Raw genomic sequence first — 24,257 nt, forward strand, 5'->3', positions numbered from 1 at the left:
ATATGCTCGCGGTCCGGTTTGTTTTTGCCCCACGATGAGAAGGACCACGCCATGAGCACGTTTGGCGAGCAGCAGCACCTCCAGCAACACGGTCTGTACGACCCCGCCAACGAGCACGACGCGTGCGGCGTGGGTTTCGTGGCGCATATCAAGGGCGAGAAGAGCCACAACATCGTCACGCAGGCGCTCAAGATCCTCGAGAACCTCGACCACCGTGGCGCGGTGGGCGCCGACAAGTTGATGGGCGACGGTGCGGGCCTGCTCATCCAGATGCCCGATGCGCTGTATCGCGCCGAGATGGCGGCCCAGGGCGTCAGCTTGCCGCCTGCGGGCGAATACGGTGTGGGCATGATCTTCATGCCCAAGGAACACGCGAGCCGCCTGGCCTGCGAGCAGGAAATGGAGCGTGCCATCGCCGCCGAAGGGCAGGTGCTGCTGGGCTGGCGCGACGTGCCGGTGAACGCCGACATGCCGATGTCGCCCACCGTGCGCGCCAAAGAGCCCATCATCCGCCAGGTCTTCATCGGCCGTGGCAACGACGTCATCGTGCAGGACGCGCTGGAGCGCAAGCTCTACGTGATCCGCAAGACGGCCAGCGCGGCCATCCAGCGCCTGAAGCTCACGCACTCCAAGGAGTACTACGTGGTGAGCATGAGCAGCCGCACGGTGGTCTACAAGGGCCTGCTGCTGGCCGATCAGGTCGGCACCTACTTCAAGGATCTGCAGGACCCGCGTTGCGTGTCGGCCCTGGGCCTGGTGCACCAGCGCTTCTCCACCAACACTTTCCCCGAGTGGCCCCTGGCCCACCCGTACCGCTACGTCGCGCACAACGGCGAGATCAACACCGTCAAGGGCAACTACAACTGGATGAAGGCGCGCGAGGGGGTGATGAGCTCGCCCGTGCTCGGTGACGACCTCAAGAAGCTCTACCCGATCAGCTTCCCCACGCAGTCCGACACCGCCACCTTCGACAACTGCCTCGAACTGCTCACCATGGCCGGCTACCCGCTGGCGCAGGCCGTGATGATGATGATCCCGGAGCCGTGGGAACAACACACGCTCATGGACCCGCGCCGTCGCGCGTTCTATGAATACCACGCCGCCATGCTCGAGCCCTGGGACGGCCCGGCCTCGATCGTGTTCACCGACGGCCGCCAGATCGGCGCCACCCTCGACCGCAACGGCCTGCGCCCCTCGCGCTACTGCATCACCGACGACGATCTGGTGATCATGGGCTCCGAGTCCGGCGTGCTGCCCGTGCCCGAGAACAAGATCGTGCGCAAATGGCGTCTGCAGCCCGGCAAGATGTTCCTGATCGACCTGGAACAAGGCCGCATGATCGACGACGAGGAGCTCAAGGCCAGCCTTGCGAACAGCAAGCCCTACAAGCAGTGGATCGACAACCTGCGCATTCGCCTCGACGACGTCGAGCACCCGGTGGCCGGTGAGGCCGCGCAGGAGCTGCCGGTGGCGCAGACCGAGCCGCAATCCGGCGGCTTCGAGCGCGTCTCGCCCGAACTGCTCGACCTGCAACAGGCCTTCGGCTACACGCAGGAAGACATCAAGTTCCTCATGAGCCCGATGGCCGCCAACGGCGAGGAGGGCATCGGCTCCATGGGCAACGACAGCCCGCTGGCCGTGCTGTCGGACAAGAACAAGCCGCTGTACAACTATTTCAAGCAGCTGTTCGCGCAAGTCACGAACCCGCCGATCGACCCGATCCGCGAAGCGATCGTGATGTCGCTGGTGTCCTTCATCGGTCCCAAGCCCAACCTGCTCGACATCAACCAGGTGAACCCGCCGATGCGCCTGGAGGTGAGCCAGCCGGTGCTGGACTTCACCGACATGGCCAAGCTGCGCAACATCGAATCGGTGACGCAGGGCAAGTTCCGCAGCGTCACGCTCGACATCACCTACCCGGTGAGCTGGGGCCGTGAGGGCGTGGAAGCCAAGCTCGCCTCGCTGTGCGCTGCCGCGGTGGACGCCATCAAGGGCGGCAAGAACATCCTGATCGTGAGCGACCGCGGCGTCGGTCCGGCGCAGGTTGCCATTCCCGCCTTGCTGGCGCTCTCGGCCATTCACCAGCATCTGGTGCGCGAGGGCCTGCGCACGAGCGCCGGCCTGGTGGTGGAGACCGGCACCGCGCGCGAGGTGCACCACTTCGCCGTGCTCGCGGGCTATGGTGCCGAAGCCGTGCATCCCTACCTGGCCCTGGAGACGCTGACCGCCATCCACAAGGACATGCCGGGTGCGCTGAGCGCCGACAAGGCGATCTACAACTACATCAAGGCGATCGGCAAGGGCCTGTCCAAGATCATGTCCAAGATGGGCGTGAGCACCTACATGTCGTACTGCGGCGCGCAGCTGTTCGAGGCCATCGGCCTCAACAGCGACACGGTGGCCAAGTACTTCACCGGCACCGCCAGCCGCGTCGAAGGCATCGGTGTGTTCGAGATTGCCGAGGAGGCGATCCGCATGCACAAGGCAGCCTTCGGCGACGACCCGGTGCTGGCCTCCATGCTCGATGCCGGCGGCGAATACGCCTGGCGCACACGCGGCGAAGAGCACATGTGGACGCCCGACGCCATCGCCAAGCTGCAGCACAGCACGCGCGCCAACAGCTGGAACACCTACAAGGAATACGCCCAGCTCATCAACGACCAGAGCCGGCGCCACATGACGCTGCGCGGTCTGTTCGAATTCAAGCTCGATCCGGCCAAGGCCGTGCCGCTCGACGAAGTCGAACCCGCCAAGGAGATCGTCAAGCGTTTCGCCACCGGCGCCATGTCGCTCGGCTCCATCTCCACCGAGGCGCACGCCACGCTGGCCGTCGCCATGAACCGCATCGGCGGCAAGAGCAACACCGGCGAGGGCGGCGAGGACGAGCGCCGCTATCGCAACGAGCTCAAGGGCATCAAGATCACCAAGGGCGAGACGCTCAAGTCCATCATCGGCGAGGACGTCGTCGAGGTCGACCTGCCGCTGGAAGACGGCGACAGCCTGCGCTCGAAGATCAAGCAGGTGGCTTCGGGCCGCTTTGGCGTCACGGCCGAGTACCTGCAGAGCGCCGATCAGGTGCAGATCAAGATGGCCCAGGGCGCCAAGCCCGGCGAGGGCGGCCAGCTGCCCGGCGGCAAGGTGTCAGACTACATCGGCAAGCTTCGCTACAGCGTGCCCGGCGTGGGCCTCATCAGCCCGCCGCCGCACCACGACATCTACTCCATCGAAGACCTGGCCCAGCTGATCCACGACCTGAAGAACGTGGCACCGCACGCCAGCATCAGCGTCAAGCTGGTGTCCGAGGTGGGCGTGGGCACCATCGCCGCGGGCGTGGCCAAGTGCAAGGCCGACCACGTGGTGATCGCCGGCCACGACGGTGGCACCGGCGCCTCGCCCTGGTCGTCCATCAAACACGCGGGCAGCCCGTGGGAAATCGGCCTGGCCGAGACGCAGCAGACGCTGGTGCTCAACCGCCTGCGCAGCCGCATCCGCGTGCAGGCCGACGGCCAGATGAAGACCGGCCGCGACGTGGTGATCGGCGCGCTGCTCGGTGCCGACGAATTCGGCTTCGCCACCGCGCCGCTGGTGGTCGAGGGCTGCATCATGATGCGCAAGTGCCACCTCAACACCTGCCCGGTGGGCGTGGCCACGCAGGACCCGGCGCTGCGCAAGAAGTTCTCGGGCAAGCCCGAGCACGTCGTCAACTACTTCTTCTTCATCGCCGAAGAGGTGCGTCACCTGATGGCGCAGCTCGGCGTGCGCAAGTTCGACGAGCTGATCGGCCGTGCCGACCTGCTCGACATGCGCGCCGGCATCGCGCACTGGAAAGCACGCGGCCTGGACTTCAGCCGCCTGCTCGCCATGCCCACCGTGCCGGCCGACGTGCCGCGCCTGCACACCGAGGCGCAGGAGCACGGCCTGGAGAAAGCCCTCGACCAGGTGTTGATCCAGAAGTGCCGCCCTGCCATCGAGAAGGGCGAGCGCGTGCAGTTCATCGAGGTGGCCCGCAACGTCAACCGCTCCGTGGGCGCCATGCTCTCGGGCGAGCTCACCAAGCACCACCCCGAAGGCCTGCCCGACGACAGCATCCGCATCCAGCTCGAAGGCACGGGCGGCCAGTCGTTTGGCGCGTTCCTCGCCAAGGGCATCACGCTCTACCTGATTGGCGACGCCAACGACTACACCGGCAAGGGCCTCTCGGGCGGGCGCGTCGTGGTGCGCCCCAGCATCGACTTCCGCGGCGATGCCGCGCGCAACATCATCGTCGGCAACACCGTGCTCTACGGGGCCACCACGGGCGAGGCCTTCTTTGCCGGTGTGGCCGGTGAGCGCTTCGCGGTGCGCCTCTCGGGCGCCACCGCGGTGGTGGAAGGCACGGGTGACCACGGTTGTGAGTACATGACCGGCGGCACCGTTGTCGTGCTCGGCAAGACCGGCCGCAACTTTGCCGCCGGCATGAGCGGCGGCGTGGCCTACGTGTACGACGAGGACGGCCAGTTCGCCCAGCGCTGCAACACCGCGATGGTGGCGCTGGAGCCGGTGCTCTCCGCCAAGGAGCAGGAGGCATCGACCGACGTGGCCACCTGGCACCGCGGCCAGACCGACGAGGCGCAGCTCAAGAAGTTGCTCGAAGACCACAACCGCTGGACCGGCAGCAAGCGCGCGCGCGAACTGCTCGACAACTGGGCCCAGGCCCGCGCGAAGTTCGTGAAGGTGTTCCCGACCGAGTACAAGCGCGCCCTGGGCGAGATCCACGCCCGTCGTACTGCGGCCGAGGCCACCACCAAGGCCAAAGGCTCGGCCAAGAAGGCCGGCACGGTGCCCGCCAAATAAGCCCACGAACCCGCCCCACGCAAGCGAAGGAAGAACACCATGGGAAAAGTCACTGGCTTCATGGAATACGAGCGCCTCGAAGAAGGCTATGCGCCCGTGCCCGAGCGCATCAAGCACTACAAGGAATTCGTGATCGGCCTCGATGACGCGCAGGCCAAGGTGCAGGGTGCGCGCTGCATGGACTGCGGCACGCCGTTCTGCAACAGCGGCTGTCCGGTCAACAACGTCATTCCGGACTTCAACGACCTCGTGTACCAGGGCGACTGGAAGAACGCCATCGCCGTGCTGCACAGCACCAACAACTTTCCCGAGTTCACCGGCCGCATCTGCCCCGCACCCTGTGAGGCGGCCTGCACGCTCAACGTGAACGACGACCCGGTGGGCATCAAGTCGATCGAGCACGCCATCATCGACAAGGCCTGGGCCCATGGCTGGGTGACGCCACAGCCCGCGAAGCACAAGACCGGCCGCAAGGTGGCCGTGGTGGGTTCGGGTCCGGCCGGGTTGGCGGCCGCGCAGCAGCTCGCGCGCGTTGGTCATGATGTGACCGTGTTCGAGAAGAACGACCGTGTGGGCGGCCTGCTGCGCTACGGCATCCCCGACTTCAAGATGGAGAAGTCGCACATCGACCGCCGCGTGGCGCAGATGGAGGCCGAGGGCGTGGTGTTCCGCACCGGCGTGCTGGTGGGCTCGATGCCCGCAGGCAGCAAGGTCACCAACTGGGCGAAGGAAACCGTGAGCGCCGAGCAGCTCAAGAGCGAATTCGACGCCGTGCTGCTCACCGGCGGTGCCGAACAGAGCCGCGACCTGCCCGCACCCGGCCGTGACCTCGACGGCATTCACTTCGCGATGGAATTCCTGCCGCAGCAGAACAAGGTCAACGCGGGTGACAAGCTCAAGGCGCAACTGCGGGCCGACGGCAAGCACGTCATCGTCATCGGCGGTGGCGACACCGGCTCCGACTGTGTGGGCACCAGCAACCGCCACGGCGCCGCCAGCGTGACCCAGTTCGAGGTCATGCCCCAGCCGCCTGAAGAAGAGAACAAGCCCCTGGTGTGGCCCTACTGGCCGCTCAAGCTGCGCACCAGCTCCAGCCACGAGGAGGGCTGCGTGCGCGAGTTCGCCATCTCCACCAAGGAGTTCATCGGCAAGAACGGCAAGGTCACGGCCCTGAAAACCGTGCACGTGGAGCTCAAGGACGGCAAGTTCGTCGAGATTGCCGGCACCGAGAAGGAATACAAGGCCGACCTCGTGCTGCTCGCCATGGGCTTCACCAACCCGGTGGGCACCGTGCTCGAGGCTTTCGGTGTCGACAAGGACGGTCGCGGCAACGCCAGGGCCACCACCGATTTCACCGGCGGCTACGCCACCAACGTGCCCAAGGTGTTCGCCGCCGGCGACATGCGCCGCGGGCAGTCGCTGGTAGTCTGGGCGATCCGTGAGGGCCGCCAGGCCGCCCGCGCCGTGGACGAGTTCTTGATGGGCTACTCGGACCTGCCCCGCTGAACACACGATTACCAAATCGTAAGGGGGTCACGGGATTCGGGTTTGCCCGATTCCCGTATCATGCGACGGCCGGGTTCATCGCCCGGCTTTTCTTTGATGAGCACCGCCACCCCCCCTTCGCTGGTCGAACTGCGCGGCCTCACCTTCGGCTACGGTGAGCGCGTCATCCTCGACAACATCTCGCTGACCGTGCCGCGCGGCAAGGTCACGGCGCTCATGGGCGCCTCCGGCGGCGGCAAGACGACGGTGCTGCGCCTCATCGGTGGCCAGATCCGTGCGCAGCGCGGGCAGACCCTGTTCGACGGCGCCGACATCACCACCATGGACCAGCGAGCGCTTTATGCCGCGCGCCGGCGCATGGGCATGCTGTTCCAGTTCGGTGCCCTGTTCACGGACATGAGCGTGTTCGACAACGTGGCCTTCCCCTTGCGCGAGCACACGCAACTGCCCGAAGCCCTCGTGCGCGACATCGTGCTGATGAAGCTCAACGCCGTGGGCCTGCGCGGGGCGCGCAACCTCATGCCCAGCGAACTCTCGGGCGGCATGGCGCGCCGCGTGGCGCTGGCGCGCGCCATCGCGCTCGACCCCGAACTCGTGATGTACGACGAGCCCTTTGCCGGCCTGGACCCGATCTCGCTGGGCACCGCCTCGCGCCTGATCCGCGAGCTCAACGACGCCATGGGCCTCACCAGCATCGTCGTCTCGCATGATCTGGACGAGACCTTCGGCATCGCCGACCAGGTGATCGTGCTGGCCAACGGTCGCATCGCGGCGCAGGGTACGCCCGACGAAGTTCGCCACAGCACCGATCCGCTGGTCGAGCAGTTCGTGAACGCCAGGCCCGAGGGCCCGGTGCGCTTCCACCACCCGGCGCCCTCGCTGGCCGAGGACTTCGGCAACGGGGGGGCGCGATGAATATCCTGCACCCGACCCGCGTGGGCGCCGCCGTGCGCCGGCAACTCACTGCCATCGGCTTTGCCACGAGGCTGTTCCTGCGCCTGGTGGCGCTGGCCGGCGTGGCGCTGCGCCGCTTCGGCCTGGTGCGCGACCAGATCCATTTCCTGGGCAACCATTCGCTGTCCATCATTGGCGTCTCCGGCCTGTTCGTCGGCTTCGTGCTCGGCCTGCAGGGCTACTACACGCTGCAGCGCTATGGCGCCACCGACGCCCTGGGCGTGCTGGTGGCCCTCTCCCTGGTGCGCGAGCTTGGGCCCGTGGTGTGCGCGCTGCTGTTCGCCGGTCGCGCAGGCACCTCGCTCACGGCCGAGATCGGCCTCATGAAAGCGGGTGAGCAACTCAGCGCCATGGAGATGATGGCCGTCGATCCGGTGCGCCGCGTGCTCGCACCCCGCTTCTGGGCCGGGGTCATCGCCATGCCCCTGCTCGCCGCGGTGTTCAGCGCCGTCGGCATCATCGGCGGCTGGCTGGTCGGCGTGGGCCTCATCGGGCTGGATGGCGGCGCCTTCTGGAGCCAGATGCAGGGCGGTGTGGATGTCTGGTCCGATGTCGGCAACGGCGTGATCAAGAGCGTCGTGTTCGGCTTTGCGGTCACCTTCATCGCGCTGCTGCAGGGCTTCCTGGCGCACCCCACGCCCGAAGGCGTTTCGCGCGCCACCACGCGCACCGTCGTGATGGCTTCGCTTTCCGTGCTGGGCCTCGACTTCGTGCTCACCGCGATGATGTTCAGCATCTAAAGGATCACGGGAGAACCTCCATGACCGCTTCCAAGAACGATTTCTGGGTCGGCCTGTTCGTGCTCATCGGCGGCGCGGCCATCCTGTTCCTCGCCCTGCAATCGGCCAACCTGCTCAGCCTGAGCTTCGAGCCCACGTACCGCGTCACCGCGCGTTTCGACAACGCCGGTGGTCTCAAGCCCGGTGCGGCGGTGCGCAGTGCCGGTGTGGTGGTGGGGCGGGTCGAGAACATCTCGTTCGACGACCATACCTTCCAGGCCAGCATCACGCTCTCGCTCGAGAAGCGCTACGGCTTCCCGAGGGACAGCTCGATGAAGATCCTCACCAGCGGGCTGCTGGGTGACCAGTACATCGGCATCGAGCCCGGCGGTGATCCCGACAACCTGGCCGACGGCGCCGTGGTCACGCAGACGCAGTCGGCGCTGGTGCTGGAGAACCTCATCGGCCAGTTCCTCTTCAACCGGGCTGCCGAAGGTGCCGATAAACCGGCAGGCGACGCACCGCCCGCGTCGCAATGAACCATTCGCCTTGAGCGTTTCGCAGGGAGTCACGACATGAGCCATCCGATCACCCGCCTTCCGTTCGCGCGCGCCCTGACCGCTGTGGCCCTGGCGGGCCCGCTCGCCGGCTGCGCCACCGGTCCCGATGCCGATCCGCGCGACCCGCTGGAGCCGTTCAACCGAGGCGTGCAGCGCTTCAATGACACGGTGGATGACGCGGTGCTCAAGCCCGTGGCGCAGGGGTATGTGGCGGTCACGCCGAGCCCGGTGCGCACCGGCGTGAGCAACTTCTTCAGCAACCTCGGCGACCTGTGGTCTGCCGTGAACGCCGGCCTGCAATTGCGGCCACGCGAGACGGCCGAGAACCTGATGCGTTTCAGTGTCAACACCGTGCTCGGTTTCGGTGGTCTGCTCGACATCGCCAGCGAAGCGGGCATCCCGCGCACGCGAATCGATTTCGGCCAGACGATGGGCCGCTGGGGTGTGCCCGCCGGCCCTTATCTGGTGCTGCCGCTGATGGGGCCGTCGTCGGTGCGTGACGGGCTGGGCACGGTGGTCGATGCCGAGGGTGACCTCGTGCGCCAGGTCGACCACGTGCCCACGCGCAACAGCCTCTACGGGCTGCGCATTGTCGACACGCGGGCACAACTGCTCAGCGCCACCAACCTGCTCGAGGAGGCCGCGCTGGACAAGTACAGCTTCACCCGCGACCTCTATCTCAACCGGCGCCAGCGCCAGATCGACGACATGATCGACAAGGGCATTGGTCTCGGCGACGGGAACTGACGCCAAAGTGAGCGCCAACCCAGGATACGAATCGCAACCTTTGGGGCGGAACCCGACACAGAAGCGCCGCCTCCGATGCCTACCATTGCCCGCACGGCCCAACGGCCTGCAAAGGAGTACCGAATGAATCGACTGCAACGACGCGGCTGGATCGCCGGCGTGTCCCTGGCCCTTGCTGCGCTGGCCCTGCCCGCCGCTGCCGCCGAAGCCCCCGACGCCCTGGTCAAGCGCATCGCCACCGAGGTCATGGACGCCATCAAGGCCGACCCGGCCATCCAGGCGGGCGACACCAACAAGATCATCGCCCTGGTGGACAGCAAGATCATGCCCAACGTGAACTTCACGCGCATGACCGCCTCGGCCGTCGGCCGCCACTGGCGCCAGGCCACGCCCGAGCAGCAAAAGCGCCTGGAGGCCGAATTCAAGGCCTTGCTGGTCCGGACCTACTCCGGAGCGCTCGGCGAGGTGAAGGACCAGACCCTGACCTTCAAACCCATGCGCATGCGCCCCGAGGACACCGAGGTGGTCGTGCGCTCCGAGGTGAAGGGCAAGGGCGATCCGATCCAGCTCGACTACCGGCTCGAGAAGGTGGGCGACAGCTGGAAGATCTACGACCTCAACGTGCTCGGCTTGTGGCTGGTCGAGACCTACCGCACCCAGTTTGCGCAGGAAATCAATGCCAAGGGCATCGACGGCCTGATCACCGCGCTGGCCCAGCGCAACAAGGGCGGCGCGACCGCCAAGGCCAACTGATGACGAGCGCCGCCCGGCTGCCCGAGCGCCTGACCCTGGACGAGGCCGCCGCCACGCTGGCTGCGCTGCGCACGGCCGTGGCGGGGCAGGGCGCCGCGGGCGACGTCACGGTGAACGCCGGGGCCTTGCGGCATTTCGATTCGTCGGCCGTGGCGGTGTTGCTGGAGCTGCGGCGCGACCTGCAGCCGCAGGGCAGGGCGCTGCGGGTGCAGGACTGGCCGCCGCGGTTGCAGGATTTGGTGCGCGTCTACGGCGTGCAGGAACTGCTGCGCGACTGACCCTCGGCCCCGCCGCCAGCGAGGTCGGAGCACGCCACGTAAAATCGCGGGTTCGCCCACGCCCCGGATGTCCCGCGGGCCTGTGGCGGCCCAACGGTGTCGCTGCATGCCTGCCGTCTCCTTCCAGAACGTATCCAAGACCTACCCAACCTCGCGCGGCCCGCTGCACGCACTGCGTTCGGTGTCGTTCGACATCCAGCCCGGCGAGTTCTTCGGTCTGCTCGGGCCCAACGGTGCGGGCAAGACCACGCTGATCAGCATCCTGGCCGGCCTGGCGCGCGCCAGCGAAGGGAGCGTCAGCGTGCACGGCCACGACGTTCAGCGCGACTACCAGGCCGCCCGCCGCCAGCTCGGCGTGGTGCCGCAGGAACTCGTGTTCGACCCGTTCTTCAACGTGCGCGAGACGCTGCGCATCCAGTCGGGCTATTTCGGCATCCGCCACAACGACGACTGGATCGATGAGCTGCTCACCGGTCTGGGCCTGGCCGACAAGGCCAGCGCCAACATGCGCCAGCTCTCCGGCGGCATGAAGCGGCGCGTGCTGATCGCGCAGGCGCTGGTGCACAAGCCGCCGGTCATCGTGCTCGACGAACCCACGGCGGGTGTCGACGTGGAGCTGCGCCAGACCCTGTGGCAGTTCGTCTCGGGCCTGAACAAGCGCCTGGGCAGCACCGTGCTGCTCACCACCCACTACCTCGAAGAGGCCGAGGCGCTGTGCAGCCGCATCGCCATGCTCAAGCAGGGCCAGGTGGTGGCGCTTGAGTCGACCTCGGCGCTGCTCGCGCGCGCGGCCGCCAACGTGCTGCGCTTCAAGACCGACGCCGCGCTGCCCGCCGATCTCGCGGCGCAGGCGCGCATCACCGGGCGTGTGGTCCAACTGCCCGCGCTCGACGCAGCAGCGGTGGAGCATGTGCTGGCGCGCCTTCGCGAAGCCGGCGTGACGCCCGAGGACATCGAGGTGCGCAAGGCCGACCTGGAGGATGTGTTCCTCGATCTCACAGGCAGCAGCGCCCCGGTGCAGCCCGCTGCCACGAAGCCGGAGGTGGCGGCATGAGCGGCTGGCAGACCCTGTTCTACAAGGAGGTGCTGCGCTTCTGGAAGGTGTCGTTCCAGACCGTGGCCGCGCCGGTGCTCACCGCGCTGCTCTACTTGCTGATCTTCGCCCACGTGCTCGAAGACCGCGTGCAGGTCTACGACTCGGTGAGCTACACCGCCTTCCTGCTGCCCGGGCTGGTGATGATGAGCCTGCTGCAGAATGCGTTCGCCAACAGCAGCTCCTCGATCATCCAGAGCAAGATCATGGGCAGCCTGGTCTTCCTGCTGCTCACGCCGCTGTCGCACCGTGCCTGGTTCGTGGCCTATGTGGGCTCGTCGGTGGTGCGCGGCCTGGCCGTGGGGGCGGGCGTGATGGCGGTGGCCTGGTGGTTTGCGCAGCCCACGCTGGTGGCGCCGCTGTGGATCCTTGCGTTCGCCATCCTGGGTGCGGCCTTGCTCGGCGCGCTGGGCCTGATCGCCGGCCTGTGGGCCGAGAAGTTCGACCAGATGGCCGCGTTCCAGAACTTCATCATCATGCCCATGACCTTCCTCTCGGGCGTGTTCTACTCCATCCATTCCCTGCCGGCCTTCTGGCAGCAGGTGAGTCACCTCAATCCCTTCTTCTACATGATCGACGGCTTTCGCTACGGCTTCTTCGGCCGCAGCGACACCTCGCCGTGGCTCAGCCTGGCGCTGGTGAGCGTGGCGCTGGCCGTCGTGAGCGCCATTGCGCTGCACCTGCTGCGCACCGGCTACAAGGTGCGCCACTGACGCCATGACCGCTGAACAACTGCAAACGCTCATCGCCGCGGGCCTGCCCTGCGAACACATCGAGGTCACCGGCGACGGTCGTCACTGGTCGGCCGTCATCGTCTCGCCCGCCTTCGAGGGCAAGCGCGCCATCCAGCGTCACCAGGCGGTGTACGCCACGCTGGGCACGCGCATGCACACCGACGAGGTGCACGCACTCTCGATGAAGACCCTCACGCCGGCCGAGTGGGCCGCGCAAGCCTGACCCACGCATGGACAAACTCCTGATCCGCGGTGGCCGCAAGCTCAGCGGCGACGTCACCATCTCCGGCGCCAAGAACGCGGCACTGCCCGAGCTGTGCGCTGCGCTGCTCACCGAAGAGCCGGTCACCCTGACCAACGTGCCGCGCCTGCGCGACGTGGCCACCATGCGCCAGCTGCTCACGCACATGGGCGTACAGACCGAGACGCACGGTGAGCGCGGCGGCATGACGCTGAACGCGCGCGGCGTGCTCAAGGCCGAGGCGCCGTACGACCTGGTCAAGACCATGCGCGCCTCGGTGCTGGTGCTGGGCCCGCTGCTGGCGCGCTTCGGTGCAGCGCGGGTGTCGCTGCCCGGTGGTTGCGCCATCGGGTCGCGTCCGGTGGACCAGCACATCAAGGGCATGCAGGCCATGGGTGCCGACATCGTGGTCGAGCACGGTTACATGGTGGCGCGCCTGCCCGCTGGCCGCTCGCGCCTGCACGGCGCGCGCATCGCCACCGACATGGTGACCGTCACCGGCACCGAGAACTTCCTGATGGCGGCCGCCCTGGCCGAGGGCGAGACGTTGCTGGAAAACGCGGCGCAGGAACCCGAGGTGACCGACCTCGCCGAGATGCTCATCAAGATGGGCGCAAAAATCGAGGGCCACGGCACCAGCCGCATCCACGTGCAAGGCGTGGAGCGCCTGAGCGGCTGCACGCACGACGTGGTGGCCGACCGCATCGAGGCCGGCACCTTCCTGTGCGCTGTCGCTGCCACCGGCGGCGACGTGGTGCTGCGCCAGGCGCGCGCCGATCATCTCGACGCGGTGATCGACAAGCTCACCGAGGCCGGCGCCGAGATCGAGGCCGGCCGCAACGCCGCGGGGCCCTTCATCCGCGTCCGCGCCGACGGGCGCATGAAGGCGCAGTCCTTCCGCACCACCGAGTACCCGGGCTTTCCGACCGACATGCAGGCCCAGTTCATGACGGTCAACGCCATCGCGGAGGGGGCAAGCAAGGTCACCGAGACCATCTTCGAGAACCGCTTCATGCACGTGAACGAACTCGTTCGCCTGGGCGCGCGCATCCAGACCGAGGGCAAGGTGGCCATGGTCGAGGGCGTGTCCCGGCTGTCGGGTGCCACCGTGATGGCGACCGACCTGCGGGCCTCGGCCAGCCTCGTGATCGCCGGCCTGGTGGCCGAGGGCGAGACCATCGTCGACCGCATCTACCACCTCGACCGCGGCTACGACCAGATGGAAGTGAAGCTGCGCGCGCTCGGCGCCGACATCGAGAGGATCAAATGATCACGCTCGCGCTGTCCAAGGGCCGCATCTTCGATGAAACCCTGCCGCTGCTGGCCGCGGCGGGCATCGAGGTGCTGGAGGATCCGGAGAAGTCGCGCAAGCTCATCCTGCCGACCAACCAGGCCGACGTGCAGGTGGTGCTGGTGCGCGCCACCGATGTGCCCACCTACGTGGAGCACGGCGGCGCCGACCTGGGCGTGACCGGCAAGGACACACTCATCGAGCACGGCGGCCAGGGCTTGTACCAGCCGCTGGATCTCAACATCGCACGTTGCCGTGTGAGCGTCGCGGTGCGCGCCGATTTCGACTACGCCTCGGCGGTGCGCCAGGGCTCGCGCCTGCGCGTGGCCACCAAGTACACCGCCATCGCACGCGAGTTCTTCGCCTCCAAGGGCGTGCACGTGGACCTGATCAAGCTCTACGGCAGCATGGAGCTTGCGCCGCTCACCGGTCTGGCCGATGCCATCGTCGATCTCGTGTCGACCGGCAACACGCTCAAGGCCAACAACTTGGTGGAGGTCGAGCGCATCATGGACATCAGCTCGCGCCTGGTCGTGAACCAGGCGGCCCTCAAACTCAAACAGGCGCGCCTGCGCCCGCTCATCGACGCCTTTGCCGGCGCCATCACCGCCTGAGCCATTCCAGCCATCGCCAACGCATGAACGCCCAGCCCCTTCGCCTGTCCACCGCCCAGCCCGATTTCGAGGCGCGCTTTGCGGCGCGCCTGCATTGGTCGAGCGAGACGGACCACGCGATCGAGCAGCGCGTGGCCGACATCCTGGCGCATGTGCAGACGCGGGGCGATGCTGCCGTGCTGGAGTACACCGCGCGCTTCGACGGCCTGCAGGCCGCGAGCGTGAGCGAACTCGAGCTCACGCAGGCCGACTTCAAGGCGGCCTTCGACGCGCTGCCTGCTGCGCAGCGCGAAGCACTGCAAGCCGCCGCCGCGCGCGTGCGTCGCTACCACGAGGCGCAGAAGAAAGCCAACGGCGAAGGCTGGAGCTACCGCGAAGAAGACGGCACCTTGCTGGGCCAGAAGGTCACGCCGCTGGACCGTGTGGGCATTTACGTGCCTGGTGGCAAGGCGGCCTACCCATCGAGCCTGATCATGAACGCGGTGCCCGCGCACGTGGCGGGCGTGCCCGAGATCATCATGGTGGTGCCCACGCCGGTGCGCGGCAGCGTCGCCACCGGTGGCACCGGCACCACCACCGCGGCCCGCGGCGAGCGCAATGAACTGGTGCTGGCGGCGGCCCATGTCGCGGGCGTCACGCGCGCCTTCACCATCGGCGGCGCGCAAGCCGTGGCCGCACTGGCCTACGGCACGGCCACCGTGCCCAAGGTCGACAAGATCACCGGCCCCGGCAACGCCTACGTGGCCAGCGCCAAGAAACGCGTGTTCGGCACGGTGGGCATCGACATGATCGCGGGCCCGAGCGAAATCCTCGTGCTGGCCGATGGCAGCACGCCGGCCGATTGGGTGGCCATGGACCTGTTCAGCCAGGCCGAGCACGACGAACTCGCGCAGAGCATCCTGTTGTGCCCGGACGCCGCCTACATCGACGCCGTGCAGGCAGCGATCGATCGCCTGCTGCCCACCATGCCACGCGCAGCCATCATCACCAAGAGCCTCAACGACCGTGGCGCGCTGATCCTCACGCGCAGCATGGAAGAGGCCTGTGCCATCAGCAACCGCATCGCGCCCGAGCACCTGGAGGTATCAAGCGCCGAGCCGCACCGCTGGGAGCCGCTGCTCAAGCACGCCGGTGCCATCTTCCTGGGCGCCTACACCAGCGAAAGCCTGGGTGACTACTGTGCCGGCCCCAACCACGTGCTGCCCACCAGCGGCACGGCCCGTTTTTCCTCGCCGCTGGGGGTGTACGACTTCCAGAAGCGCAGCAGCCTGATCGAGGTCAGCGCCGCGGGCGCGCAGACGCTGGGCACCGTGGCGGCCGAACTCGCCTATGGCGAGGGCCTGCAGGCCCATGCGCGCGCGGCCGAGCTGCGCCTGAACACCGTGCCGCCGATGCGAGAGCCGACATGAACACCCCGCTCAACACCAACCCCATGGCCCGCATCCGCCAGGACGTGCAGTCCATGCACGCTTACGCCGTGCAGGACTCGACCGGCATGCTCAAGCTCGACGCGATGGAGAACCCGTTCGCGCTGCCGTTGCCGCTGCAAGCCGAGCTGGGCCGCCGGCTGGGTGCCGTCGCCATCAACCGCTACCCTGGCGGCCGCATCGATGACCTCAAGCGCGCACTGGAGCGCCACATCGGACTGCCCGCGGGGCACGCGCTCATGCTCGGCAACGGCTCCGACGAGCTCATTTCGTTGCTGGCGATGGGTTGCGACCTGCCCGGCGCCAGCATCCTGGCGCCGCTGCCCGGGTTCGTGATGTATGCGATGAGTGCGCAACTGCAGGGCCTGGCCTTCCACGGTGTGCCGCTGACCGCCGATTTCGAGCTCGACGAACCCGCCATGCTGGCGGCGATGCGCGCGCACCGGCCCGCCATCACTTACCTGGCCTACCCCAACAACCCCACCGCCAACCTGTGGGACGCGGCGGTGGTGCGCCGCCTCATTGCCGAGGCCGCCACCTTTGGCGGCCTGGTGGTGATCGACGAGGCCTACCAACCGTTCTCCAGCCGCACCTGGCTCGACGAGATGCGTGCCCAGCCCGAGGCCAATGCACATGTCTTGCTCATGCGCACGCTCTCCAAGTTCGGCCTCGCGGGCGTTCGCATCGGCTACCTGGTGGGCCCGCAGGCCATCGTGCGCGAGATCGACAAGCTGCGCCCGCCCTACAACGTGAGCGTGCTCAATGCCGAATGCGCGCTGTTCGCGATCGAACACGCGCATGTGTTCGCCGATCAGGCCGCGCTGATCCGGGAACAGCGCGAAATGCTGATCGACGCCTTGGGCAAGCTGCCTGGCGTGACGCCGTTTCCCAGCCAGGCCAACATGGTGCTGGTGCGCGTGCCCGATGCGAAGCGCAGCTTCGAGGGACTCAAGGCGCAAGGTGTGCTCGTGAAGAATGTTTCTACAATGCACCCGCTGCTGGCCCAGTGTCTGCGGCTCACGGTGGGCACCCCCGACGAAAACGCCCAGCTTCTCCGCGCCCTGCAGACCGCCCTATGACGACCCCCACGCCCGTTTTCCCCATCCCGGGCCCCGGTGACCGCGCTGCCGACGTGCAGCGCAACACCAGCGAGACCCGCATCCGCGTGCGCGTCAACCTCGACGGCACAGGCGTCGCCGTGCTGTCCACCGGCATCGGCTTCTTCGACCACATGCTCGACCAGATCGCGCGCCACGGCCTGATCGATCTGGAGATCCACGCCCAGGGCGACCTGCACATCGACGGCCACCACACGGTGGAGGACGTGGGCATCTCGCTCGGCCAGGCCTTCGCAAAGGCCGTGGGTGACAAAAAGGGCATCCGCCGCTACGGCCATGCCTACGTGCCGCTCGATGAAGCGCTTTCGCGCGTGGTGATCGATTTCTCCGGCCGACCCGGCCTGCACATGCGCGTGCCGTTCAAGGCCGGCATGATCGGCGGCTTCGACACCCAGCTCACCTACGAATTCTTCCAGGGCTTCGTGAACCACGCGGGTGTCACGCTGCACATCGACAACCTGCACGGCGAGAACGCGCACCACCAGGCCGAGACGGTGTTCAAGGCCTTTGCGCGTGCCGTGCGCATGGCGCTCGAGCGCGATCCGCGGTTGGGCGACGTCATTCCTTCCACCAAGGGTTCGCTCTGAACCGTCTGCGGTCTGCGAGATGAACGTCAGGACGGTCGCGGTCGTCGACTACGAAAGCGGGAACTTGCGCTCGGTGTCGCAGGCGGTGATGCACGCCGCGCGCGGCAGCGGCCTGGAAGTCATCGTCACGCAGCGCGCCGAGGACGTGATGGCCGCCGAGCGTGTGGTGCTGCCCGGCCAGGGCCACATGGCCGACTGCATGCGCGCACTGGCTGCCTCCGGCATGAAGGACGCCGTGCTCCACGCCTGTGCGAACAAGCCCTTGTTCGGCGTCTGCGTGGGCATGCAGATGCTGCTCGATCGCAGCGAGGAGGGCCCGACCGACGGTCTGGGCCTGATCCCCGGTGAGGTGCGGCGCTTCCGGCTCGAGGGCCGCCTGCAGCCCGACGGCAGCCGCTTCAAGGTGCCGCAGATGGGTTGGAACCGGGTCTTCCAGCGCCCGCACCCCCTGTGGGCCGGTGTGCCCGAAGGCAGTTACTTCTACTTCGTGCACAGCTACTACGCCGCGCCGGCGCAGGCAGCACACGAGGCCGGCGAATGCGATTACGGCGGCCGCTTTGCAGCCGCGGTGGCGCGCGATAACATTTTTGCGACCCAGTTTCACCCCGAGAAGAGCGCCGACCAGGGCCTCGCGCTCTACCGCAACTTCCTCTCCTGGAACCCCTGACCCGCGCCTGCGAAGACCATGCTGCTGATTCCCGCCATCGATCTCAAGGACGGCCACTGCGTTCGCCTCAAGCAAGGCGACATGGACCAATCCACGGTGTTCAGCGAAGACCCGGCCGCCATGGCGCGCAACTGGGTCGACAAGGGCGCGCGCCGCGTGCACCTGGTCGATCTGAACGGCGCCTTCGCGGGCAAGCCGAAGAATGAACAGGCCATCCGCGCCATCCTCAAGGAAGTGAGCAGCGAGGTGGACGTGCAGCTCGGGGGTGGCATCCGCGACCTCGACACCATCGAGCGCTACCTCGACGCCGGCCTGCGCTACGTGATCATCGGCACCGCCGCGGTGAAGAACCCCGGCTTCCTGCAGGACGCCTGCACGGCGTTCGGCGGTCACATCATCGTCGGCCTTGACGCCAAGGATGGCAAAGTCGCCACCGATGGCTGGAGCAAGCTCACCGGCCACGAGGTGGTCGATCTCGCGAAGAAGTTCGAGGACTACGGTGTCGAATCCATCGTGTACACCGACATCGGTCGCGACGGCATGCTCACCGGCATCAACATCGAGGCCACGGTCAAGCTGGCGCAGTCGCTCAGCATTCCCGTCATCGCCTCGGGCGGGTTGTCCAACCTCGAAGACATCCGCAAGCTGTGCGCGGTGGAAGACGAAGGCGTCGAGGGTGTGATCTGCGGGCGCTCCATCTACAGCGGTGATCTGGATTTCGAAGCGGCGCAGAGACTGGCCGACGACCTCAACGGCTGAAGATCCATGCTCGCCAAACGCATCATCCCCTGCCTGGACGTCACCGGTGGCCGGGTCGTCAAGGGGGTGAACTTCGTCGAGCTTCGCGACGCGGGCGATCCGGTGGAGATCGCGGCGCGCTACAACGAACAGGGTGCCGACGAACTGACGTTCCTCGACATCACCGCCACCAGCGACGGCCGCGACCTGATCCTGCCCATCATCGAAGCCGTGGCTTCGCAGGTCTTCATCCCGCTCACCGTCGGTGGTGGTGTGCGCACGGTCGACGATGTGCGCCGCCTGCTCAACGCCGGGGCCGACAAGACCAGTTTCAACTCCGCGGCCATCGCCAACCCCCAAGTGATTCGCGACGCCTCCGACAAATACGGTTCGCAGTGCATCGTGGTCGCCATCGACGCCAAGCGCCGCTCGCTCGAGGAGGCCGCGGTGCGCGGCGAGGGCTGGGACGTCTACAGCCACGGCGGGCGCAAGAACACGGGCCTGGATGCGGTGGCCTGGGCGAAGCAGATGGCCGATTTCGGCGCCGGCGAGATCCTGCTCACCAGCATGGACCGCGACGGCACCAAGTCCGGTTTCGACCTCGCGCTCACGCGCGCCGTGGCCGACGCGGTCGATGTGCCCGTCATCGCCTCGGGCGGCGTCGGCAACCTCGATCACCTGGCCGATGGCGTGCAGCAGGGCCGGGCGGACGCGGTACTCGCCGCGAGCATCTTTCACTACGGCGAATACACCGTGGCCCAGGCCAAGGCGCGCATGGCCGAGCGCGGCATTCCAGTGAGGCTCTGATGGACTGGCTCGACACCGTGAAGTGGGATGACCAGGGTCTCGTGCCCGTGATCGCCCAAGAGGCTGCCAGCGGCGACGTGCTGATGTTCGCCTGGATGAACCGCGAGGCCCTGCAGAAGACGGCCGAACTCGGTCGCGCGGTCTACTTCAGCCGCTCGCGCGGCAAGCTCTGGTTCAAGGGGGAGGAATCCGGCCACGTGCAGACGGTGCACGACATCCGGCTCGATTGCGACAACGACGTCGTGCTGCTCAAGGTCACTCAGCTCGGCCACGAGCCCGGCATCGCCTGCCACACCGGGCGGCATAGCTGCTTCTTCCAGCGCTACGACAATGGCGCGTGGCACACCGTCGAGCCGGTCCTCAAGGACCCCGAATCCATCTACAAGTGACCCCATGACCAGCAGCACCGACGACCTGGCCCGTCTGGCCGCCGTGATCGAGAGCCGCAAGCCGGCCCACGGCGGCGATCCGCAGAAGAGCTACGTCGCGCGCCTGCTGCACAAGGGGCCCGATGCCATCCTCAAGAAGATCGGCGAAGAAGCCACCGAGGCGGTGATGGCCGCCAAGGATCTGGAGCACGGCGGTGATCGTCAGAAGCTCGTGAACGAGGTCGCCGACCTGTGGTTTCACTGCATGATCGCGCTGGCGCACCACGGGCTCGGGCCGGCCGACGTGGTGGCCGAACTGGTGCGCCGCGAGGGGCTCAGCGGCCTGGAAGAGAAGGCCCTGCGCAAGCTGCGCGAACGCGAAGCCGGGGAATGAGCCAAGGAGCGATGCCATGACCGACGTGATCGACGTGGAAACCACCGACAACGAAAAGGCCCAATCGCTCAAGAGCGTGGGCTGGCTCAGCTACATCCTGCACCTCATCGTCGCCGTGGGCGCGGTGCTGCCGGGCACACAGCCGGGCGTGGCGCTGCTGATCATCGCTCTGGTGATCGATCTCGTGAAGAAGGGCGAGGCCGAGGGAACCTGGCAGGCCAGCCACTTCTCCTGGCGCATCCGCTCGGTCATCTGGGCCGCCATCCTCTACCTCGTCACCGCGCCGCTGTGGGCCCTGTTCTTCGTCCCGGGCTGGATCGCCTGGGGCCTGATCTCGATCTGGTTTCTCTATCGCATCGTGCGCGGCATGGTCAACATGAACGACAACCGGCCCATGCCTCGCTGAGCCCCAGGTCCACCCATGAGCGCACACGACCCGAACTGCATCTTCTGCAAGATCATTGCCGGCCAGATCCCCTCGAAGAAGGTCTACGAAGACGAGGACATCTTCGCCTTCCACGACATCCACCCCTGGGCGCCGGTCCACTTCCTGATGGTGCCCAAGCAGCACATTGCGTCGATGGCCCAGGTCGGCCCCGAGCACGAGCGCCTCATGGGCCGCCTGCTCACGCTGGCGCCCCGCCTGGCCATCGAGCAGGGCTGCAATCCCTATCCCGAAGGTGGTTTTCGCATCGTGTGCAACACCGGCACCGAGGGCGGGCAGGAGGTGCATCACCTGCACATCCACGTCATGGGCGGCCCGCGCCCCTGGCTGCGGGGTTGATCCCTCGCGGTGCCCGGGGCCGCAATGCCCCGTGACCGGCGGTTGAACCCCCACCCGGCCTTAGAATCCCAGGATTGCGCAAGCGCTCCCCCACCCCCTCTGGAGATTGACATGGGTACGTTTTCCATCTGGCACTGGCTGATCGTGCTGCTGATCGTGGTCATGGTCTTCGGCACCAAGAAGCTCAAGAACATCGGCTCCGACCTCGGTGGCGCTGTCAAGGGCTTCAAGGACGGCATGAAGGAAGGTGGCCAGTCCGCCGCGACGCCCGCCGGCCAGGCACCCCAGGTCACGCAGAACAGCGCGGCCGACAAGGGCACGATCGACGTCGAAGCCAAGCAGAAGAGCTGAGTCGCCCGCCCGCGACCCTCTTTTCCTTCGTTGGTGAGGTCGTGCGGGGCTGGTACACAGCCCCGAACCGTCTCTGCAAGGTCTGATTCATGATCGATCTCGGCATCTCCAAGCTCGCGCTCATCGGCGCCGTGGCGCTCGTCGTCATCGGCCCCGAGAAACTGCCGCGCGTGGCGCGCACGGTGGGCGCGCTGCTGGGCAAGGCGCAGCGCTACGTCGCGGACGTCAAGGCCGAGGTCAACCGCTCGATGGAGCTCGAAGAGCTCAAGAAGATGAAGGACTCGGTGGAAAACGCCGCACGCGACGTGCAGACGTCCGTCGAGTCCGGCGCCAGCGATTTCGAGAAGTCCTGGTCCGAGGCCACCGCGGGCCTCGATGAGCCGCTGCGCGAACCCGGTGAGGCCGATGCACTGCAGTCGCTGGGTCAGCCGGTGTTCCCGGTCTACAAGCACCCGAAGAAGAACTTCCGCCTGAAGCAGAAGGCCGTGCCGCAGTGGTTCAAGGCACGCTCCGGCATTCGCACGCGCACCCAGTCGGGTGCCGCCCGCGTGGCGCGCTTTCGGCCCCGCCCGTTCCAGAAACCCTGATGTCCGACAAGCCCGATTCCGCCGACGAGCTCGCCGGCACCGAACAGCCGTTCGTGCAGCACCTGATGGAGCTGCGCGACCGTCTGCTCTACAGCGTCATCGGCCTGGCCATCTGCATGGCCTTGCTGGCCTTCTGGCCCGGGCCCAGCGGCCTCATCGACCTCATCGCGGTGCCGATCCGCGCCCACATGCCGCCCGATGCGCGCCTGATCGCGGTTGGTGTGTTCTCGCCCTTCTTCGTGCCGCTCAAGGTGCTGGCCATGGCCGCGGTACTGCTCTCGCTGCCGTGGTGGATGTACCAGCTCTGGTCCTTCATCGCGCCCGGGCTGTACAGCCACGAGAAGCGCTTTGCCGTGCCCTTGATCGTGCTCGGCAGCGCCTTGGCCTACCTGGGCATCGCCTTCGTGCAGTTCTTCGTGCTCGACAAGATGTTCGGCTTCATCCAGAAGTTCACGCCCGCCAGCGTGGCCGCCACGCCAGACATCGCTTCCTATGTGGAGGCCATTCTCGGTCTCTACCTCGCCTTCGGTCTGGCCTTCCAGGTCCCCATCGTGGTGGTGTTGCTGGTCAAGATGGGCATGGTCTCGATCCAGAAGCTCAAGGATTTCCGCGGCTATTTCATCGTGATCGCGTTCATCATCGCGGCCATCGTCACGCCGCCGGACGTGATCTCGCAACTGGCCCTGGCGGTGCCCATGTGCATCCTGTACGAACTGGGCATCTGGGGCGCACAGCTCTTCATCAAGAAGTCCGCGACCGACGCCGAGGGCAACGAGGCGGACGAAAAGAAAGCCGCTTCCTGAGCGGCTTTTCCCGAGGGACTTTGCGGTCCTGAGGGGCTTAGCGGAAGTGCCCCCCGGGGTGGCCGCTCCGGTCAGCGCCGGTTCATGGCTTGACGCGCGAGATTGCGCCGGCCCGGTGTCACCTCGATCTTGAGCGTTTCAGCGCGGCGCAGCACGTCGACCTCGGCTTTTTCGCCGGGCGGCAGTGCGGCAACGGCCGCCAGCAGCTGCGGCACGTCCTTCACCTCCCGCCCCTTCACGCGCGTGATCACGTCGCCCGGGCGGATGCCGGCCTGCGCGGCGGGGCCGTTCTGCAGCACGCCGGTGATGATCACACCGCTGCCGACGCCCACGCCGAAGCTTTGGGCGAGTTCCGGGGTCAGGTCCTGCGGCTCGACGCCGATCCAGCCGCGCGTGACCTGGCCGTCCTTCACGATCGCCTCCATCACGCTGCGCGCGGTGGACGTGGGAATGGCAAAGCCGATGCCCATGGAGCCACCCGAGCGCGAGTAGATGGCGGTGTTGATGCCCATGAGATGGCCATTGACGTCCACCAGCGCGCCGCCGGAGTTGCCGGGGTTGATGGCAGCGTCGGTCTGGATGAAGTTCTCGAAGGTGTTGATGCCCAGCTGGGTGCGGCCCAGGGCGCTCACGATGCCGCTGGTGACGGTCTGGCCGACACCGAAAGGGTTGCCGATCGCCAGCACCGGATCGCCGATCTCCAGCGCGTCGGAATTGCCGAGGGTGATCACGGGCAGCTCGGTCAGATCGATCTTGAGCACGGCGAGGTCGGTCTCGGGGTCGGTGCCGATCACCTTCGCGATGGCATTGCGTCCGTCGGTCAGGCTGACCTGGATTTCGTCCGCTTCCTCGATCACATGGTTGTTGGTGAGCACGTAGCCCGCCGGGCTCAGGATCACGCCGGAACCCAAACCGGTCTGGGGCTGGTTGTCCATCTGGTCGCCGAAGAAGAAGCGGAACCAGGGATCGGCGCTGTTGGGGTTGTTGGCCGGTGCCTTGCTGGTGTTGATGCTCACCACCGCCGGCGAAGCCGCCTTGGCCGCTGCGCGCAGGCTCACGGTGCCCGGGTCGCCGGCGGCGGGTGAGCTGCCCGGGGCGGCTTCGAACACCGGCACCACCGAGGGCAGGGCGCGCCGCCCTAGCCACTGCGGCTGCAGGGTGGCCACGACGAAAAACACCGCCACCAGCACGGTGACGGTTTGGGCAAACAGAAGCCAGAGGCGTTTCATGCGAAGTCGGGCGGGGTGAAACCACGGATTGTCCTGCATCCGCATGCCGGCAAGTGGCTGTCAGAATGCCGTTT

27 protein-coding genes are annotated in these 24,257 nt (G+C 67.1%); 26 read left to right on the plus strand and 1 reads right to left on the minus strand.

The window, feature by feature from the left end; all coding sequences use genetic code 11:
* Positions 1 to 51 precede the first annotated feature (51 nt).
* The 26 genes from M3149_RS09815 (at position 52) to tatC (ending at position 22,954) form a co-directional block, all read left to right on the plus strand.
* The gene (locus M3149_RS09815) at positions 52 to 4,833 is read left to right on the plus strand and encodes a glutamate synthase-related protein (RefSeq protein WP_251709126.1); all 4,782 of its coding nucleotides are present in this window, start codon (positions 52 to 54) and stop codon (positions 4,831 to 4,833) included.
* Positions 4,834 to 4,872: 39 nt separating this feature from the next.
* The gene (locus M3149_RS09820) at positions 4,873 to 6,339 is read left to right on the plus strand and encodes a glutamate synthase subunit beta (RefSeq protein ID WP_251709127.1); all 1,467 of its coding nucleotides are present in this window, start codon (positions 4,873 to 4,875) and stop codon (positions 6,337 to 6,339) included.
* Between the two features lie 60 nt (positions 6,340 to 6,399).
* Positions 6,400 to 7,254, plus strand: coding sequence for an ABC transporter ATP-binding protein (locus M3149_RS09825; RefSeq protein WP_435370737.1), 855 nt, complete (start codon positions 6,400 to 6,402; stop codon positions 7,252 to 7,254).
* Positions 7,251 to 8,033 carry a lipid asymmetry maintenance ABC transporter permease subunit MlaE gene (gene mlaE / locus M3149_RS09830; RefSeq protein ID WP_251709129.1) on the plus strand — a complete coding sequence of 261 codons (783 nt, stop codon included), beginning with the start codon at positions 7,251 to 7,253 and terminating at the stop codon, positions 8,031 to 8,033. Before M3149_RS09825 ends, mlaE begins: the two co-directional genes overlap by 4 nt.
* 20 nt (positions 8,034 to 8,053) lie before the next feature.
* Positions 8,054 to 8,551 (plus strand): outer membrane lipid asymmetry maintenance protein MlaD, encoded by a 498-nt coding sequence (mlaD, locus tag M3149_RS09835; protein WP_251709130.1) that lies wholly within the window; start codon positions 8,054 to 8,056, stop codon positions 8,549 to 8,551.
* 36 nt (positions 8,552 to 8,587) lie between these two features.
* Positions 8,588 to 9,319 carry an MlaA family lipoprotein gene (locus tag M3149_RS09840; RefSeq protein WP_251709131.1) on the plus strand — a complete coding sequence of 244 codons (732 nt, stop codon included), beginning with the start codon at positions 8,588 to 8,590 and terminating at the stop codon, positions 9,317 to 9,319.
* 123 nt (positions 9,320 to 9,442) lie between these two features.
* Positions 9,443 to 10,072, plus strand: coding sequence for an MlaC/ttg2D family ABC transporter substrate-binding protein (locus M3149_RS09845; RefSeq protein ID WP_251709132.1), 630 nt, complete (start codon positions 9,443 to 9,445; stop codon positions 10,070 to 10,072).
* Complete coding sequence (locus tag M3149_RS09850; RefSeq protein ID WP_251709133.1) at positions 10,072 to 10,350, plus strand: STAS domain-containing protein; 279 nt, start codon at positions 10,072 to 10,074, stop codon at positions 10,348 to 10,350. The genes M3149_RS09845 and M3149_RS09850 overlap by 1 nt, the downstream gene beginning before the upstream one ends.
* A gap of 106 nt (positions 10,351 to 10,456) precedes the next feature.
* Complete coding sequence (locus tag M3149_RS09855; protein ID WP_251709134.1) at positions 10,457 to 11,404, plus strand: ABC transporter ATP-binding protein; 948 nt, start codon at positions 10,457 to 10,459, stop codon at positions 11,402 to 11,404.
* Positions 11,401 to 12,156 carry an ABC transporter permease gene (locus tag M3149_RS09860; protein ID WP_251709135.1) on the plus strand — a complete coding sequence of 252 codons (756 nt, stop codon included), beginning with the start codon at positions 11,401 to 11,403 and terminating at the stop codon, positions 12,154 to 12,156. The genes M3149_RS09855 and M3149_RS09860 overlap by 4 nt, the downstream gene beginning before the upstream one ends.
* Positions 12,157 to 12,160: 4 nt before the next feature.
* On the plus strand, positions 12,161 to 12,400 hold the full coding sequence (locus M3149_RS09865) for a BolA family protein (protein WP_251709136.1): 240 nt from the start codon (positions 12,161 to 12,163) through the stop codon (positions 12,398 to 12,400).
* Between the two features lie 7 nt (positions 12,401 to 12,407).
* Positions 12,408 to 13,688 (plus strand): UDP-N-acetylglucosamine 1-carboxyvinyltransferase, encoded by a 1,281-nt coding sequence (gene murA, locus M3149_RS09870; protein ID WP_251709137.1) that lies wholly within the window; start codon positions 12,408 to 12,410, stop codon positions 13,686 to 13,688.
* Positions 13,685 to 14,323: an ATP phosphoribosyltransferase gene (gene hisG, locus M3149_RS09875; protein WP_251709138.1), complete on the plus strand. Its 639-nt coding sequence runs from the start codon at positions 13,685 to 13,687 to the stop codon at positions 14,321 to 14,323. The genes murA and hisG overlap by 4 nt, the downstream gene beginning before the upstream one ends.
* Positions 14,324 to 14,346: 23 nt before the next feature.
* Entirely contained in the window at positions 14,347 to 15,732 is a 1,386-nt protein-coding gene (gene hisD / locus M3149_RS09880; protein WP_251709139.1) for a histidinol dehydrogenase, read from the plus strand.
* A complete protein-coding gene (gene hisC, locus M3149_RS09885) occupies positions 15,729 to 16,829 on the plus strand; it encodes a histidinol-phosphate transaminase (protein ID WP_251709140.1) in 1,101 nt (366 codons plus the stop codon). Before hisD ends, hisC begins: the two co-directional genes overlap by 4 nt.
* The gene (gene hisB, locus M3149_RS09890) at positions 16,826 to 17,455 is read left to right on the plus strand and encodes an imidazoleglycerol-phosphate dehydratase HisB (RefSeq protein ID WP_251709141.1); all 630 of its coding nucleotides are present in this window, start codon (positions 16,826 to 16,828) and stop codon (positions 17,453 to 17,455) included. The genes hisC and hisB overlap by 4 nt, the downstream gene beginning before the upstream one ends.
* 19 nt (positions 17,456 to 17,474) lie before the next feature.
* Positions 17,475 to 18,122 carry an imidazole glycerol phosphate synthase subunit HisH gene (gene hisH / locus M3149_RS09895; RefSeq protein WP_251709142.1) on the plus strand — a complete coding sequence of 216 codons (648 nt, stop codon included), beginning with the start codon at positions 17,475 to 17,477 and terminating at the stop codon, positions 18,120 to 18,122.
* A gap of 18 nt (positions 18,123 to 18,140) precedes the next feature.
* Positions 18,141 to 18,881, plus strand: a complete 741-nt coding sequence (gene hisA, locus M3149_RS09900) for a 1-(5-phosphoribosyl)-5-[(5-phosphoribosylamino)methylideneamino]imidazole-4-carboxamide isomerase (RefSeq protein ID WP_251709143.1) — start codon at positions 18,141 to 18,143, stop codon at positions 18,879 to 18,881.
* 6 nt (positions 18,882 to 18,887) lie between these two features.
* Positions 18,888 to 19,667 (plus strand): imidazole glycerol phosphate synthase subunit HisF, encoded by a 780-nt coding sequence (hisF, locus tag M3149_RS09905; protein ID WP_251709144.1) that lies wholly within the window; start codon positions 18,888 to 18,890, stop codon positions 19,665 to 19,667.
* On the plus strand, positions 19,667 to 20,056 hold the full coding sequence (gene hisI / locus M3149_RS09910; RefSeq protein WP_251709145.1) for a phosphoribosyl-AMP cyclohydrolase: 390 nt from the start codon (positions 19,667 to 19,669) through the stop codon (positions 20,054 to 20,056). Before hisF ends, hisI begins: the two co-directional genes overlap by 1 nt.
* Positions 20,057 to 20,060: 4 nt before the next feature.
* Positions 20,061 to 20,429, plus strand: a complete 369-nt coding sequence (locus tag M3149_RS09915) for a phosphoribosyl-ATP diphosphatase (RefSeq protein WP_251709146.1) — start codon at positions 20,061 to 20,063, stop codon at positions 20,427 to 20,429.
* 16 nt (positions 20,430 to 20,445) lie between these two features.
* Positions 20,446 to 20,835: a DUF4870 family protein gene (locus tag M3149_RS09920; protein WP_251709147.1), complete on the plus strand. Its 390-nt coding sequence runs from the start codon at positions 20,446 to 20,448 to the stop codon at positions 20,833 to 20,835.
* A gap of 15 nt (positions 20,836 to 20,850) precedes the next feature.
* Positions 20,851 to 21,213, plus strand: a complete 363-nt coding sequence (locus tag M3149_RS09925) for a histidine triad nucleotide-binding protein (protein WP_251709148.1) — start codon at positions 20,851 to 20,853, stop codon at positions 21,211 to 21,213.
* Positions 21,214 to 21,324: 111 nt separating this feature from the next.
* On the plus strand, positions 21,325 to 21,564 hold the full coding sequence (tatA, locus tag M3149_RS09930; RefSeq protein WP_251709149.1) for a Sec-independent protein translocase subunit TatA: 240 nt from the start codon (positions 21,325 to 21,327) through the stop codon (positions 21,562 to 21,564).
* A gap of 89 nt (positions 21,565 to 21,653) precedes the next feature.
* Positions 21,654 to 22,151, plus strand: coding sequence for a Sec-independent protein translocase protein TatB (gene tatB, locus M3149_RS09935; protein ID WP_251709150.1), 498 nt, complete (start codon positions 21,654 to 21,656; stop codon positions 22,149 to 22,151).
* Complete coding sequence (tatC, locus tag M3149_RS09940) at positions 22,151 to 22,954, plus strand: twin-arginine translocase subunit TatC (RefSeq protein ID WP_251709151.1); 804 nt, start codon at positions 22,151 to 22,153, stop codon at positions 22,952 to 22,954. Before tatB ends, tatC begins: the two co-directional genes overlap by 1 nt.
* 71 nt (positions 22,955 to 23,025) lie before the next feature.
* Here the strand turns inward: tatC and M3149_RS09945 are convergent, their stop codons facing one another.
* On the minus strand, positions 23,026 to 24,183 hold the full coding sequence (locus M3149_RS09945; protein WP_251709152.1) for a Do family serine endopeptidase: 1,158 nt from the start codon (positions 24,181 to 24,183) through the stop codon (positions 23,026 to 23,028).
* Positions 24,184 to 24,257 lie beyond the last annotated feature (74 nt).

Origin of the sequence: Hydrogenophaga intermedia (genome assembly GCF_023715105.1) — a bacterium.
GTDB classification, from domain to species: Bacteria; Pseudomonadota; Gammaproteobacteria; order Burkholderiales; family Burkholderiaceae_C; genus Hydrogenophaga; species Hydrogenophaga intermedia_A.

Bases quoted from the DNA above. Each gene is read 5' to 3' on its own strand.
- hisF (WP_251709144.1), top strand. From the start codon at position 18,888: ATGCTCGCCAAACGCATCATCCCCTGCCTGGACGTCACCGGTGGCCGG.
- hisC (WP_251709140.1), top strand. From the start codon at position 15,729: ATGAACACCCCGCTCAACACCAACCCCATGGCCCGCATCCGCCAGGAC.
- M3149_RS09845 (WP_251709132.1), top strand. From the start codon at position 9,443: ATGAATCGACTGCAACGACGCGGCTGGATCGCCGGCGTGTCCCTGGCC.
- hisI (WP_251709145.1), top strand. From the start codon at position 19,667: ATGGACTGGCTCGACACCGTGAAGTGGGATGACCAGGGTCTCGTGCCC.
- hisG (WP_251709138.1), top strand. From the start codon at position 13,685: ATGATCACGCTCGCGCTGTCCAAGGGCCGCATCTTCGATGAAACCCTG.
- hisA (WP_251709143.1), top strand. From the start codon at position 18,141: ATGCTGCTGATTCCCGCCATCGATCTCAAGGACGGCCACTGCGTTCGC.
- M3149_RS09945 (WP_251709152.1), bottom strand. From the start codon at position 24,183: ATGAAACGCCTCTGGCTTCTGTTTGCCCAAACCGTCACCGTGCTGGTG.
- hisD (WP_251709139.1), top strand. From the start codon at position 14,347: ATGAACGCCCAGCCCCTTCGCCTGTCCACCGCCCAGCCCGATTTCGAG.
- murA (WP_251709137.1), top strand. From the start codon at position 12,408: ATGGACAAACTCCTGATCCGCGGTGGCCGCAAGCTCAGCGGCGACGTC.
- M3149_RS09840 (WP_251709131.1), top strand. From the start codon at position 8,588: ATGAGCCATCCGATCACCCGCCTTCCGTTCGCGCGCGCCCTGACCGCT.
- hisB (WP_251709141.1), top strand. From the start codon at position 16,826: ATGACGACCCCCACGCCCGTTTTCCCCATCCCGGGCCCCGGTGACCGC.
- M3149_RS09850 (WP_251709133.1), top strand. From the start codon at position 10,072: ATGACGAGCGCCGCCCGGCTGCCCGAGCGCCTGACCCTGGACGAGGCC.
- tatB (WP_251709150.1), top strand. From the start codon at position 21,654: ATGATCGATCTCGGCATCTCCAAGCTCGCGCTCATCGGCGCCGTGGCG.
- M3149_RS09855 (WP_251709134.1), top strand. From the start codon at position 10,457: ATGCCTGCCGTCTCCTTCCAGAACGTATCCAAGACCTACCCAACCTCG.
- M3149_RS09920 (WP_251709147.1), top strand. From the start codon at position 20,446: ATGACCGACGTGATCGACGTGGAAACCACCGACAACGAAAAGGCCCAA.
- M3149_RS09825 (WP_435370737.1), top strand. From the start codon at position 6,400: ATGCGACGGCCGGGTTCATCGCCCGGCTTTTCTTTGATGAGCACCGCC.
- tatC (WP_251709151.1), top strand. From the start codon at position 22,151: ATGTCCGACAAGCCCGATTCCGCCGACGAGCTCGCCGGCACCGAACAG.
- M3149_RS09925 (WP_251709148.1), top strand. From the start codon at position 20,851: ATGAGCGCACACGACCCGAACTGCATCTTCTGCAAGATCATTGCCGGC.
- M3149_RS09915 (WP_251709146.1), top strand. From the start codon at position 20,061: ATGACCAGCAGCACCGACGACCTGGCCCGTCTGGCCGCCGTGATCGAG.
- M3149_RS09815 (WP_251709126.1), top strand. From the start codon at position 52: ATGAGCACGTTTGGCGAGCAGCAGCACCTCCAGCAACACGGTCTGTAC.
- M3149_RS09860 (WP_251709135.1), top strand. From the start codon at position 11,401: ATGAGCGGCTGGCAGACCCTGTTCTACAAGGAGGTGCTGCGCTTCTGG.
- M3149_RS09865 (WP_251709136.1), top strand. From the start codon at position 12,161: ATGACCGCTGAACAACTGCAAACGCTCATCGCCGCGGGCCTGCCCTGC.
- mlaD (WP_251709130.1), top strand. From the start codon at position 8,054: ATGACCGCTTCCAAGAACGATTTCTGGGTCGGCCTGTTCGTGCTCATC.
- tatA (WP_251709149.1), top strand. From the start codon at position 21,325: ATGGGTACGTTTTCCATCTGGCACTGGCTGATCGTGCTGCTGATCGTG.
- M3149_RS09820 (WP_251709127.1), top strand. From the start codon at position 4,873: ATGGGAAAAGTCACTGGCTTCATGGAATACGAGCGCCTCGAAGAAGGC.
- mlaE (WP_251709129.1), top strand. From the start codon at position 7,251: ATGAATATCCTGCACCCGACCCGCGTGGGCGCCGCCGTGCGCCGGCAA.
- hisH (WP_251709142.1), top strand. From the start codon at position 17,475: ATGAACGTCAGGACGGTCGCGGTCGTCGACTACGAAAGCGGGAACTTG.